Raw genomic sequence first — 13796 nt, 5'->3', positions numbered from 1 at the left:
CATTACTTTAAAGGCTCTGTCATAGAGTTTTCGTGTGCTACTCATCTTGCTTACAGATTAAGTTCAACTATATAATAAAGATAGCAATTGATCTTAACTTGATGTCCACTTAAAGATAGCAACTACACGTTGTATTACCTTACTTGTAGATCATTTTAATGATCATTCAGAATTTAGTGAGTTAATGTTTGGGATAATTCACTTACTGGAAAGCTTTGATGATGAATCCTATATTAAAGAACTTATAAAAGTATCACCAAAATTATTTGAAAAAGCTCCTGGATGGGCATCTACTCTGTTTATAAGGATAATGAATCATCCCCCATCATTATTTATACTAAGAGAAGTCTTAAACAATATCAATGAAGCAAATCCGGAAAGGCAAGCTGTTGCTAGTATACTAGGATATGTAAAAGTCAATGAACCAGCATTGATAGAAAAAGTCAATATTGTATTAAACTAAGTGCAGTGATCGTTTTAGATGCGATTTTTTAGTGCACCTGAAAAGGAGCTTACCTCTCTGTCCTTCTGTAATGATTTTCCCGCTATTGTCGGGACAGGTTTGACAAGAATGGTAGCCTTCCCCTACTGGAATACATTCTCTCATAATCCAAACATGGCTCTATTTGTCACAAGATTCTTTCAGAAGGACAGCGAGGGAGACAACGGAGGACAATAATGCTGTTCCTTTTTTATTACAGGATCTTTGTTCTACAAAAGATAGGAGACAAGATAAGACTTCTGTACTACACCTTTACTTATTTTAACCCATCACCTCGTCTCACACCCGAATCCGCTCATTGACTCTTTAATCATATAGAGACGCCCACAAAAAATATGTGGTCTGTTATAACTGGCTAGAGGACAGCTATGTGTGAGATACTTATACTTTGTGGTGAGTATTTATACTTCTCTTTTGCATAGATGAAAATAACTTGTCATCACTGTTTTAAATAGGTAATCCGTTTAAATTCAAAACCTTACATAGTATTTATGTATACATATTATGTCAAAATGTTTCGAATTGGTGATTCGGTAACAAATCGGTAACATTCGGCGCTCCTCTAATAACGTTTATTTAACTTCTCAATAAACATGGGCTAATTCTGTAGATCTACCTTTGCTGCATCAAAAATCTACCAGAGAAATATCATAAAAAGTATTCGCCAATGTTACATCCCAACTCATTTCTAGCTTCGCTAGTAATCTCATTATTTTCCATATCAGTCCTTATAGCCCAAACAGGCAGTATAAAAGGAACTGTAAAAGACTCTAAAACAAACGAACCCCTAATCGGTGCTGCCGTAGCTATTCAAGGCACCACCAATGGTTCGATAACCGACTCCGAAGGAAATTTCCTTATCTCCAAAGCCCCTGTAGGGAAACAAGTTCTTACAATCACCTACATTTCCTATCTAACTAAGAAAATCGAAATTTCTGTAGAAGCAGGAAAACAAATCATTTTGAATACAGCTCTGGATGAAGACGCTGGACAGACATTACAGGAGGTAGTCGTAACAGCTTCCAAAGCAACCAACACAGAGGTTGCGGTTATTTCAGAAATTAAAAGTATTCAACAGGTAGCCGTGGGTGTATCTGCCCAGCAGATTACCAAATCCCAGGATAGAGATGCTGCACAGGTTGCCAGACGTATTCCTGGAGTATCGATTGTCGATAATCGTTTTATATTAATTCGTGGCTTAAGCCAACGCTATAATACAGTAATGATTAATGATATTATAGCACCTAGTACTGAGATAGATAGTAGAGCCTTCTCATTTGACATGATTCCAAGTAATATCATTGATAGGATTCTAATATATAAATCTGGTGCAGCAGAACTACCTGGTGAATTCGCTGGGGGAATAATTAAGATTTATACCAAAAGAGCTCCAGAAGAAAACTTTACCAATGTTGGGCTGTCCTTGGGATACAGAGCTAATACGACATTTCAACAGGTACAAAGAACAAATTATGGAAAATGGGATTTCTTAGGCTTTGAGGGTAAAGATAGACAAGTTCCAAGCAGTATTCCATCCAATCCAACTCTATTTAACAGTTTAAGTCCAGAAGCTAGAGCGCTGTATGCAAATAAGTTACCTAACACATGGGATGTTCAGTCTAAAAATGTTCCCCTGGATATCAGAGGAAGTTTAAACTTTGGCCGTAGATTCGACGCGGGTTCTGTTCAAATAGGTAATTTAACAAGTATCAATTATACCTCAACAAATCAGTATTCTGAAAATCAATTTGGGATTTACAGAAACGGAACAACTGCAGGGAGTAGATCTGTAAATTATACAGATGATCAGTTCGTTTATAACTCCAGGTTAGGTCTATTACATAACTGGTCTTTTAGATTCAATCCGAAATTTACCTTAGAATTTAAAAACTTATTTAATCAGTTAGGATTTTCTGAGACTGTTGTCCGAAATGGGCAAGATGTTGATGACAACAGAGAAATAAAAAGTTATTCCGAAAGATTTGAAAGTAGAAGTATCTATTCTGGCCAGTTGATTGGTAAGCATAATTTTACACCGCGCTGGATGCTTAACTGGCAATTAGGCTATTCCTATACAAGACGTACTGAACCAGACTGGAGACGATTAAAATATACTCGCAATATTCCAGAACCAGGAGAAACTCCACAAGAGTTTTCTGCTCAGACAGATGGTCTTTTGGTTAATTCTGCAAGATTTAATTCTAAACTCACCGAATCAGTTTATTCAATAAATATAAATAATGAATATACACTTGGTTCTAAAGTAGAAGAAGGTTCAGATAGTCCAAAATTGCGATTTGGTTTATATGCAGAGAAAAAGATGAGAGACTTCTCTTCTCGATGGTTCGGATATACAGGAGGAGATCAAGCTGTCCGCAAACAGGATATTGGTACTATTTTTAACCCTGCCAATGTTACAGGAGCCTCCAATGCATATTTCACAATTGTTGAGGGCACTCAGCCTAATGACAAATACACAGCATCCAATGATTTAGTTGCTGGATATGTGGGGACGACACTTCCTGTTACAACGAAGTTTAATCTTACAGCAGGAGTACGTGTAGAAGCTAATAATCAGTATATGAAGAGTAAGCCTAGTCCAACTACAGGAAGTACTACAGATTTGAAAGTAGATAAGAATGTAGTAGTTGCCTTACCGTCTTTAAACTTAACTTATGACTTGAATGATAAGCAATTGGTAAGGTTAGCATACTTCTCTTCTATAAACAGGCCAGAACTTAGAGAGTTAGCACCTTTTCAATATTATGACTTTAACAATAACGCAAACGTTCAAGGAAACGAATCTCTGAAAACAGTCCGCATCCAAAACGTTGATGCTCGTTGGGAATATTATCCAACTCCTAGTGAACTGGTATCATTTGGAGCATTCTATAAACACTTTAAAAATCCGATCGAAACATTTTTACCTGAACCTAATACTCCTCTTATCCTGGATTACACATTTATTAATGCAAAATCAGCTTATAGTTATGGATTAGAGGCAGAAGTAAGAAAATCCTTTAGCGAATTATCATCTAATAGCTTCTTACAAAAACTCACAGTAGTAGCAAATGCTTCTTACATTATTAGTCGCATCGATTTAGGAGACTATGTACAACTTCCTTCAGCTATTACAACAGAACCATATGATGTAAGAGGTATTACAGATACCAAACGTCCTATGATGAATCAGTCTCCTTATCTTATAAATGCAGGATTGTATTATAACAATGAGGCTACAGGAATACAGGCAAATATTTTATACAACGTATATGGCCCTAGAATTTACGCAGTTGGAAGTAGCTTAACCAGAACCATTTATGAAATGCCAAGAAACGTTATTGACCTCACGTTTATTAAGACTTTTGCTCAGAAATGGGAGATTAAAGCGGGTATTCAGGATATCCTTAATCAAAAATTTCGCCTTGAACAAGATTATAACAGAGATGCAAAGATTACAGCTGCTGATAAGCAACCTGTAAGAACCTTCCGTCGGGGATCTTATCTTACATTAGGCGTTACTTATAACTTTTAAATATCAACCACAAATTAAACTTTTCACCAAAACGCAGAAACTATGAGAAATTTGAAAATTCTCGCATTTATGTTTGCCTTAACATTTATTGCATTTTCTTGTAAAAATGATGATGACGATAACGAAGTATTATCTATTGTTGATTTCACCCCTAAAACTGCTACAGCGGGTACAGAAGTAACGATAGTTGGTACTAAATTCAGTGCTACTGCTTCAGAAAATGTAGTAAAGTTTGGAACTGTGGAGGCTGCTATTAAGTCTGCAACTACTAATCAAATTGTTGCAATTGTTCCATCTAATGCTACTACAGGTAAAATATCAGTAACAGTAAATGGCCAGACTGTATCTTCATCTTCAGACTTCACAATCTCTACTCGTTCTGTAGTTGAAGTTTCTGGAGAAATTAAATCATCTCGTACATGGTCTTCTGATAGTATATATCTTTTGAAAGGATTTGTGTATGTAACAGATGGCGTTACACTTACAATAGAGCCAGGTACGCTTATTAAAGGTGATAAAGAAAGTAAAGGGGCCTTAGTAATCGAAAAAGGTGCTAAACTTATCGCAGAAGGAACTGCTCAAAATCCAATCGTATTTACATCTAATCAAGCTAAAGGTAGTAGAAGTTATGGTGATTGGGGTGGGGTGGTTTTAATGGGCAAGGCTCCTCACAACCGTTTGGCAACTCAAACTTTTGAAGGCGGACTACGTGGTACATATGGTGCTTTTAATGTTGCTGATGATAACTCAGGTTCATTAAAGTATGTTAGAATAGAATTTGCAGGTGTTGCTCTTACTGCTTCTGCGAATAGTGAAGTCAATGGTTTGACATTGTATAGCGTAGGTTCTGGAACAACACTGGAACACATTCAGGTTTCTTACAGTGGTGATGATTCTTACGAATGGTTTGGAGGAACAGTAAATGCCAAATATCTTGTTGCTTACAGAGGCTTTGATGATGATTTTGATACAGACTTTGGGTTCTCAGGAAAAGTACAATATGGTGTATCTTTGAGAGACCCAAATGTAGCTGACCAATCTGGTTCTAATGGATTTGAATCTGATAACTTTGGAAATTCTGGTACACCTGCAACAGATCAAAATAATGGGTTACCTCTTACTAGCCCTGTATTCGCGAATATAAGTGTTTTTGGAACTAGTGGAACACCTTCTTCTGCCGCAACTCCAGCTCCAGGAAGCGGACCTTATCAGTCAGCTATGCACTTAAGAAGAAATACCTCTATTAGTATTTTTAACTCTGTACTTGTAGGATACCCAGAAGGCTTGAGACTAGATAATAACGATGTTGACACAACTGTTCAAACTGTTGGTACTAGTACGTATGCAAATGCAATAAGTGGAAATCTTCAATTACGTGGTATTGTATTAGCTAATGTAACAAATGCACTCCTTGGTAAAGGAAAAGTTACCAACGATCAGGCATCTAAAGTATTCAACATGACAGGTAACAACAATTTGGTTGCTACAACACTATCTGAACTATCACTAAATGCCGCGAACTTCACTTTAGGAACGCCTAACTTCCTACCTGCCAGTAGTTCTCCTTTGTTGCAAAATGCAGTTTGGACTGGAAAGGGTGATAATGCTTTCTTTACGAAAGAAACTTTCAGAGGTGCATTTGGTACTGTGGATTGGACTGCAGGTTGGACTAACTTCGATCCTCAAAACACTGATTATAAATAACAATTGATCTAAAATACTTTTTGAATATCTCTTTTGATATTTCTCCACTACAAAAGCCGAGGCAATTTGCCTCGGTTTTTTGTTTTTATACCCATTGCTTACTCTAGATTTGTCGGTTATAACTTAAAAGAAACTTAATGAATAGATTTTAAAACAAGACAATACTATTTTGCAGGCGTTAAACCATTTAAGACTCCTACAAGAAATGGTAAAAGGCGATATACTACCCTTTGGCGATTATACATGGCAAGTACTTGCCGTTAAAGACAACAGAGCCCTGATTATTACTGAAAACATAGTAGCGCTGCGTTGGTATCACACTCAATTTATAGAGACCACCTGGGCTGACTGTGCGGTAAGAAACTATCTTAACAATGATTTTTACAATACCTTCAGTCAGGAGGAAAAGGCAAATATCCTCACTGTTACCAATAGAAATCCGGATAGTCCCTGGTTTAAATCAAAAGGAGGGGAAGATACTACCGATAGTATATTTCTGCTAAGTCTGGAAGAAGTCTGTGAATATTTCGGGGATAGTAAAGCAAAGCTACAGCATAAAGACAGTCAGACATGGTATATAGATGACGAAAACAACAGCAAGCGACAAGCAAAGTATGGCAACGACTTTCACTGGTGGAGGCTTCGGTCACCAGGCTATTACGGTCGCACAGCTGCAAGTATTACCAAAGACGGTTATGTCTATGTCCGTGGCAATGGCGTCTATGGAACACCCAAAGATGGCGGCGGCCTTCGCCCCGCCTTATGGTTGTTGATGTAAGAGCATTTTACTCTTATTTATTTCTGTCCTTTTGATAGAAACTTCCCCTTTGTCGGGACACGTGTAACAAATACAGTAATCTCTGTTTCCAGAGAAGAAAATATTTTCCAAGTACAAAGGCCGCCGGTCTTGCCACGAGTTCCTTTCAGGAGGACAAAAAAGGAGAGATCTTTTAGGAAATACGCTACAAAGAGAGCAATGTTTACTTTAATCGTGAGTGGCAGTGTAGGTGCGTGAGGATAAAAATTCCGCGGGCCTAGCGTTAGCCTGTGGGGCGAAGCTTTGCAATTTTTTGCCCTTTTTTGCTCACGCACAAATCTGGCTCACCAAATTCTCATTTGGTGCCCTGCTTTTTGGGCAAGCAAAAAATGAAGAAGCCTGTGGAAGAGAAAAGTAAGAGACTATAAACCAACTTAGGAAAAGGCAAGCAAAAAAGTGACAAGGCGATAAGAAGAGATATGTTCTGGATTATAAACCGACTTTGCAAACAAGCAAACTTATATTCATAATCTGATACTACTCATGTTTATCAATAAAATAATGCATTATTTTATTGATAAAGTATAAATAACTTCTATATTTGGCGTACATACCGTCGCACTGTCTTGAAAAGACCTATCTCCATACTCCTTTTGGGCTTACTTCTCTATAATACAATAGGGTATTACCTGTATTATGAGTATGCACAGGTACAGGCACGATTACACCTACGTACGGTACTGGAAAGCAAAGGACAGGGAGTATATAGCAGTATGGAAAATAGCAAAGACAATGAAAACTGGATTGTCTTTCGGATTCCCATTGAACTTTATCACCAGATAGACAGAGATCTGGAGCCTGTAGAAGGAGAATTTCGCTACCAGGATAAGATCTACGAAAAAGCCCTGCGACGCATTCACAATGATACCTTATATCTGTATTGTATCAATAATCAGGCAAAGGAACAGGTACAGGACGACTTGTCAAAACATGTCAAAACACATGTGGTTGACTATACAGATACACATACTTCTAAAAATCATAAAATCGCCAAACTGGTTTTACAGGAATATTTACCTTTGGGTGAAGAGCCTTTCTCCCTTTTGCCTGTAAGTGCTATGGCTGACTACTCATATTGTCCGGATTTTTCGTATTCCTCTTTGTATCCGGAAACAACCTCACCTCCTCCCAGACATAGTTAATCTTCTTTTACTGGAACTGGATTGCTGCTTTGGATTCTATTGAGTCAATGGATAGTCTTATCACTTTGTTTACGCAAAGCTGTTTAGATTTTTAATTGCTGCCTGGTGCTCCAGGTATCGATTATTCACGCCGTTTACCAGATCCGCAGCCCTTCCTTCTATGCCTGTTTCACTACAGGACATCTTTCTATTCTTTCCACACCACTTTACTAAAAAGATTATCTATGCCACATATACCTCTGGAAGAACATCTTCCTGGAATTACCGGATTGCTTGAATATCGTCAGGATTCTGCTGCTCCTATTCGTGTACTTACTCAGATACTGCTTCGGGGTGATTCTACCCTTACGCAAGGCGAACGAGAGCTAATCGCTACACTGGTATCACACCGCAACCAATGCCGGTTCTGTACTACGGCTCACACAGCAGCAGCTGACCTGCTGTTACATGAAGCGGAAACCTGTGAAGCTGTAAAACAGGATTTTGAAACAGCCCCGGTTTCAGAGAAAATGAAAGCATTGCTGGCAATCGCTGCACTGGTACAGCAAAATGGCAAAAATGTGACTACAGAAGCTGTAGACAGAGCCAAGAAGGAAGGAGCTACTGATTTGGAGATCCATGACACGGTACTGATTGCTTCCCTGTTTTGCCTGTACAACAAGTATGTAGATGGCCTTGCCAGTGTTACACCTACCGACCCTGCTTTTTATACACGTCTGGGAGAACGGATTGTGAATCATGGCTATACCCGCTTGCCAGGAGGATACGATCATCTGAAAAAATAATTTTCATGTAATGCCTGATTGACCAATGGTGTAGTGCCATTGGATACCACTGTCTTACCCTTTCTTTATTTACCCCTAAACTCGTAATCAATTTATGAAACAACTGTACGCTTGCCTTTTATTTCTCTGTAGTGTTACATTTTCTATTGCGCAAACCTTAACAGGTACTATCACCGATGCTTCTACGCAAAAGCCATTGGCAGGTGTGTCTGTTACTGTAAAAGGCACTACAAAAGGAGTTGTTACCAATGCTTCCGGAGAATTCGAAATAACCTCTAAGGCCGATAATCCTGTTTTGGTGATCTCAATGATTGGATACGACAAACAGGAGATTACAGCCAGCAGTGGACAACCTATACAGGTGAGTCTGGTGGTAGCCAATGAACTGTTACAGCAAGTAGTAGTTTCTGCTTCCCGTGTGGAAGAGAACATTCTGCGTTCGCCTGTAAGTATCGAAAAAATGGACGTTCGTATGATCCAGCAGACGCCTTCTGTGAGCTTTTATGATGCGTTGCTGAATGTGAAGTCTATAGATATGGTGACTAGTAGTCTTACCTACAAACAAATCAATACCAGAGGATTTAATGGTACAGGTAATAGCCGTTTTCTACAACTTATCGATGGTGTAGACAACCAGACACCCGGTCTGGGATTTGCGGTAGGGAATTTGTTTGGCTCTTCTGATCTGGATGTAGAGAGTGTCGAACTAATCCCGGGTGCAGCCTCTGCTTTGTATGGTCCGGTGGCCTTTAATGGACTACTGATGACCCGTACAAAAAATCCATTTCAGTATACAGGTTTGAGTGCACAAACCAAAGTAGGCGTAAACCATTTGTCTGATCCTGCTGGGGGAGGTGCAAAACTGTTTAATGAAACAGCCCTGCGTTATGCTCAGGTTATCAATGAAAAGCTGGCTTTTAAAGTAAATGCTTCCTATTTGACAGGAACAGACTGGTATGGAAGTAATTATACTGATATTGATCCTAATACTCCTGTTAATCAACGTGGTCCTTCCAACCCAGGACGGAATGCATTAAATATTTATGGAGATGAAGTAGCACAAACACTTCAGGGGATTGGCAGAGTGTCACGCACAGGCTATGAAGAAAAAGATTTATCACCTTATGGTGTATATAGTGTGAAACTAAATGGTGCCGTGCATTATCGTTTTACAGACAAGCTGGAAGCTATTTATCAGGCTAATTATAGTCAGGGAACTACCAACTATACAGGAAGTAGCCGGTTTGCACTAAATGACTTCCATTTATGGCAACATAGAGTAGAACTCCGCGGAACCAATTTCTTTGTTCGGGCATATTCTACTGCTGAAAACTCAACCAACTCTTACAATAGCCGTTCACTGGCCCAGCAGCTTAACCGAAGCTGGGTGCAGGATCTGGACGGAAATGTAGTGACTCCGGATAAGGCAGATGCCACCTGGTTTACCCGTTATGCTGCTGCTTATAATGGGAGTGTTGAGAATGTAACGGCGGGCAATCATACCGCTGCCCGAAATTTTGCTGATGAAGGACGTTTCTTACCAGGAACAACAAACTTTAATCAGCAAAAAGATCGCCTGATTCATACCGCAGGTCTGGCAGGTGCAGGCGTATTGAGTAAAAGTAAACTCTATCATATAGATGCCCAGTATGATTTAAGTTCACTGGTTAAAGTTGTTCAGTTACAGGCAGGTGGTAACTTCCGCTATTATGATATGTTTACCAATGGTACTTTATTTGATGATAAAGAAAATAAAGTACGGGTGAAGGAGTATGGGTTGTTTGTACAGGCCTCTAAAACCTTATTCAATGAGAAATTAAAACTTATTGCTTCTGGCCGCTATGACAAGAATGAGAACTTTGATGGCAACTTTACACCCCGTGCCTCCGCTGTATTCTCGCCTACTCAGAATCATAACTTCAGAGCCTCTTACCAGACTGGATTCCGAAACCCTACGGTTCCTGATCAGTTTATTAAGCTGAATGTTGGGCCTATCATTATTCTGGGTGGTGCTCCTGCCAATAGTGCCGGATTGAATGCCTATGAAAACTCCTTTACTGCGGCTTCTGTAGGTGCCTTTGCCAGCGGATTCCAGGCTGATATGCAACAGGGTGTTTCTTTTTCACAGGCTGTTGAAAACAACAAATCAAAGCTGGTAAAATCCAATGTGCCTTACATTCGTCCCGAACAACTCCAGTCTTTTGAAATTGGTTACAAAGGTTTGCTTGGCAAAAACGTAATGATAGATCTGAACTTCTATCAAAGCTGGTACACCAACTTCCTGATTAACCAGGTGGTTATTCGTCCCGACAGCCCTGTATTAGCAGGAGATGGTAGTATTAATTCGGCAGCTGCACAGGATATTCTGAATCGGAAAACACAAGCCTTTCAGCTGTATACCAATGCCGCAGACCGGGTAACAGCTCAGGGTGCCTCACTGGGGCTAACCTATTTTCTTCCCAAAGGGTATCGGGTAAATGCCAACTCTACCTGGTCCAAGTTTAATCTGCTGGATGCTAACCCCAATAACATTCCTGCTTTCAATACACCTGAATGGAAAACCAACCTGACTGTAAGCAATGCCAATCTGTTTGATAAAGTAGGCTTTAGCATTGCCTGGCACTGGCAATCTGCTTTTGACTGGTATAGCACCTTCACCGAGTTAGCACCAGGCCGTATTTCATCTTATAGCTTGCTGGATGCACAGGTTAGCTATCGTATTCCTACTATACGCACCATGCTCAAGTTAGGGGCCAGCAACCTTACCAATCAGTACAGAATGCAAGCCTATGGGTCACCTGCTGTGGGAGGGTTGTATTATCTAAGTCTGACATTTGAATGAAAAATTATGGAATTAAACTCATTGTTGCCTAATCATTTTTCCTATGCAAACGATTACTTCTTCTCAGTCAACAGTTAGCTTGCGCAATGCGCTGGCTTTTGGATTGTGTCTGGTCTGTTATCTTCTGGGAGGTACTGTCTCTACGTTATTGTCAGTATACCTGCCTGTGGCTATTCCTGAATTGTTGCAGACAAGTGTATCAGAAGCAGAAATGGGACGCATCGGAGCTTACCTGAATTCTGCTTTTATCTATGGCTGGATGCTGGGTGGGTTAACCCTGGGGATTGTCAGTGATAGAGTAGGTCGGTTAAAAACACTGGCTTTTTCTACGGGTTTGTATGGCCTGTTTACACTATGCATTGTATTTATCTCAGACTGGCATATTTTACTGGCCTGTCGTTTTATAGCAGGTATAGGCGTAGGAGGGGTATTACTAATCAGCACTGTATACATAGCTGAAATATGGGACGAGAAAACTCGTCCCATTGCACTAGGCATTCTGGCCGTGGCATTTCCTGTTGGTATCATCCTGGCAGGTATTCTTAACGTCCAGATTCCTTATTGGAAACATGCATTCTGGTTGGGTGTACTACCTGTAACATTGTCTTTAGTGTTACCTGTGGTTTTGTCTGAGCCAGCTCAATGGAAAGATGCCCGCAAAACAAAAGCTGTAGAGATGCAGACGATCTTTTCGCCCGAGTACCGCAGAAATTTGCTGATAGGGGGGCTGATTTTTGGCTCCGTGCTGATTGGCTTGTGGGCCGTTTTTTCCTGGGTGCCTACCTGGGTACAGAGCTTACTTTCCAATACCTCTGATGGACAAAAGGAAAGAGGTACTGTCATGATGCTTTTTGGAATGGGAGGGATCATAGGGGGGATTGTGTCTGGCTTCCTGATTCGTGCCATGGGAACCCGCTATACATTACTCTTTACGTTTAGTGGCTGTATTGTGGCCTGTATCGCTTTATTTATGAACAAACAGTTTTCGCCTGTAATCTATATAGAAACAGCAGTACTTGCGCTATTCTTTGGAATTAGCCAGGGAACGCTCTCCAGTTATATACCGGCACTGTTTCCAACATCGATCCGGGCTACTGCTACTGGATTTTGCTTCAATATCGGACGTTTTTTCACGGCTACAGCTGTGTTTTTTGTAGGTAATCTGGTATCTGTAGTAGGAGGATTCAACAATGCCCTGCTGCTATTTTCTTCTACCTTTATTATAGCCTGGATAGTTGCTTTTTACAATCGGGAAGCAAACGAAAAGACGCCTGAATAATGTATTCTCTATAGTTAGTTACACCTTACCATCTGTTATGAAACTGCTCTTTTATCTTGGATTAGCCGGATTTCTATTGTTTGAAATACTGAATGTCTATTTTATTATGCCCATGCCCGGTAGTCAACGTATGGAAAGCATTGATTTTGCCTATTTTCTCTATTCGTGGCGATGGGTTTTCAGAAGTTTATTCGGTTTAGCCATACTGGTCAGCATTTGGCCAATGTATCAGAAACAACGTTGGGTTGTAGTGGGTGGTTTGGTTATTTTGCTGGGAATAATCTACTTCTTCAATTTCCGTATGTCTGCTGATCATATGTTTTATCAGCCAGAAAAGCTACAAATGCTGAATAGCCAGGAGAATAAGGTCAAAACAGAAAAACTGATAACCGGTATTGTGCTGAATGGAGAAGCCAGAGCCTATCCCATTCAGTTGATTGCCTATCACCATCAGGTACTGGATACGGTAGGAGGTAAGCCTATAATGGTGACGTATTGCTCGGTATGTCGTACAGGCCGAATTTTTGATCCCGCTGTGAATGGTAAACCTGAATCCTTCCGATTAGTAGGAATGGACCACTTCAATGCCATGTTTGAAGATGCTGCTACCGGCAGCTGGTGGAGGCAGGCTACCGGTGAGGCTATTACGGGTGAACGGAAAGGAGAAGCTTTGACAGAACTGCTTTCAGAACAGATGACCTTGTCCCAATGGCTAACTCTCCATCCGAAAAGTCTGATTATGCAACCCGATGTAGCCGCTGAAGAAAAGTACAAAGGGTTACTTACCTATGAAGATGGCAAAAGCAAAGGTGATCTGACCCGGACGGACAGTCTTTCCTGGAAAGATAAGTCATGGGTAGTAGGGATTGAGATAGATAAACATAGCAAAGCCTTTGACTGGAATCGTCTGAAGAAAGAACGTATTATCAACGAAACCGTAGGCAATAGGCCTATAGTGCTGGTGCTGGCTAACGACAACAAAAGCTTTACAGCCTTTGCCCGCCCAACTTCAGAGGCTCTCTTTACTGTGAAGAACGATACCTTATTTTCTGGTGATCAGTCATTTTTACTTAGTGGACAATCGGTTAGTAATGACAGTAAAATTACTGGTCTCACACCTGTAAATGCCTATCAGGAGTTCTGGCATAGCTGGCAGACCTTTCACCCAAAGACAGAACAGTACTAAAATA

The 13796-nt window shown here is 40.2% G+C and carries 9 protein-coding genes; all 9 read left to right on the top strand.

The window, feature by feature from the left end:
• Positions 1-115: 115 nt before the first annotated feature.
• The 9 genes from QNI15_RS30165 (at position 116) to QNI15_RS30125 (ending at position 13792) form a co-directional block, all read left to right on the top strand.
• Positions 116-463, top strand: coding sequence for an Imm30 family immunity protein (locus QNI15_RS30165; RefSeq protein ID WP_314035417.1), 348 nt, complete (start codon positions 116-118; stop codon positions 461-463).
• A gap of 706 nt (positions 464-1169) precedes the next feature.
• On the top strand, positions 1170-4037 hold the full coding sequence (locus tag QNI15_RS30160) for a TonB-dependent receptor (protein ID WP_314035415.1): 2868 nt from the start codon (positions 1170-1172) through the stop codon (positions 4035-4037).
• A gap of 42 nt (positions 4038-4079) precedes the next feature.
• Positions 4080-5741, top strand: a complete 1662-nt coding sequence (locus tag QNI15_RS30155) for an IPT/TIG domain-containing protein (RefSeq protein WP_314035413.1) — start codon at positions 4080-4082, stop codon at positions 5739-5741.
• Positions 5742-5946: 205 nt separating this feature from the next.
• Entirely contained in the window at positions 5947-6519 is a 573-nt protein-coding gene (locus tag QNI15_RS30150; protein ID WP_314035411.1) for a DUF6273 domain-containing protein, read from the top strand.
• 605 nt (positions 6520-7124) lie between these two features.
• Positions 7125-7700 carry a hypothetical protein gene (locus tag QNI15_RS30145; protein ID WP_314035409.1) on the top strand — a complete coding sequence of 192 codons (576 nt, stop codon included), beginning with the start codon at positions 7125-7127 and terminating at the stop codon, positions 7698-7700.
• 224 nt (positions 7701-7924) lie between these two features.
• On the top strand, positions 7925-8485 hold the full coding sequence (locus QNI15_RS30140; RefSeq protein ID WP_314035407.1) for a carboxymuconolactone decarboxylase family protein: 561 nt from the start codon (positions 7925-7927) through the stop codon (positions 8483-8485).
• A gap of 94 nt (positions 8486-8579) precedes the next feature.
• On the top strand, positions 8580-11327 hold the full coding sequence (locus tag QNI15_RS30135; protein ID WP_314035405.1) for a TonB-dependent receptor: 2748 nt from the start codon (positions 8580-8582) through the stop codon (positions 11325-11327).
• Positions 11328-11370: 43 nt separating this feature from the next.
• Positions 11371-12606, top strand: coding sequence for an MFS transporter (locus QNI15_RS30130; protein WP_314035403.1), 1236 nt, complete (start codon positions 11371-11373; stop codon positions 12604-12606).
• Between the two features lie 37 nt (positions 12607-12643).
• The gene (locus tag QNI15_RS30125) at positions 12644-13792 is read left to right on the top strand and encodes a DUF3179 domain-containing (seleno)protein (RefSeq protein ID WP_314035402.1); all 1149 of its coding nucleotides are present in this window, start codon (positions 12644-12646) and stop codon (positions 13790-13792) included.
• Positions 13793-13796 lie beyond the last annotated feature (4 nt).

This window comes from Xanthocytophaga flava, from assembly GCF_030068545.1.
In the GTDB taxonomy this organism is placed as follows: domain Bacteria; phylum Bacteroidota; class Bacteroidia; order Cytophagales; family 172606-1; genus Xanthocytophaga; species Xanthocytophaga flava.
Note: the sequence above shows the minus strand (reverse complement) of the source record. Positions and strands in the feature narration are given on the sequence as shown.

What these genes read in the sequence shown, in the direction of transcription:
- QNI15_RS30160 (WP_314035415.1), top strand. Translation starts at nt 1,170, where the DNA reads ATGTTACATCCCAACTCATTTCTAGCTTCGCTAGTAATCTCATTATTT.
- QNI15_RS30155 (WP_314035413.1), top strand. Translation starts at nt 4,080, where the DNA reads ATGAGAAATTTGAAAATTCTCGCATTTATGTTTGCCTTAACATTTATT.
- QNI15_RS30150 (WP_314035411.1), top strand. Translation starts at nt 5,947, where the DNA reads ATGGTAAAAGGCGATATACTACCCTTTGGCGATTATACATGGCAAGTA.
- QNI15_RS30140 (WP_314035407.1), top strand. Translation starts at nt 7,925, where the DNA reads ATGCCACATATACCTCTGGAAGAACATCTTCCTGGAATTACCGGATTG.
- QNI15_RS30135 (WP_314035405.1), top strand. Translation starts at nt 8,580, where the DNA reads ATGAAACAACTGTACGCTTGCCTTTTATTTCTCTGTAGTGTTACATTT.
- QNI15_RS30130 (WP_314035403.1), top strand. Translation starts at nt 11,371, where the DNA reads ATGCAAACGATTACTTCTTCTCAGTCAACAGTTAGCTTGCGCAATGCG.
- QNI15_RS30125 (WP_314035402.1), top strand. Translation starts at nt 12,644, where the DNA reads ATGAAACTGCTCTTTTATCTTGGATTAGCCGGATTTCTATTGTTTGAA.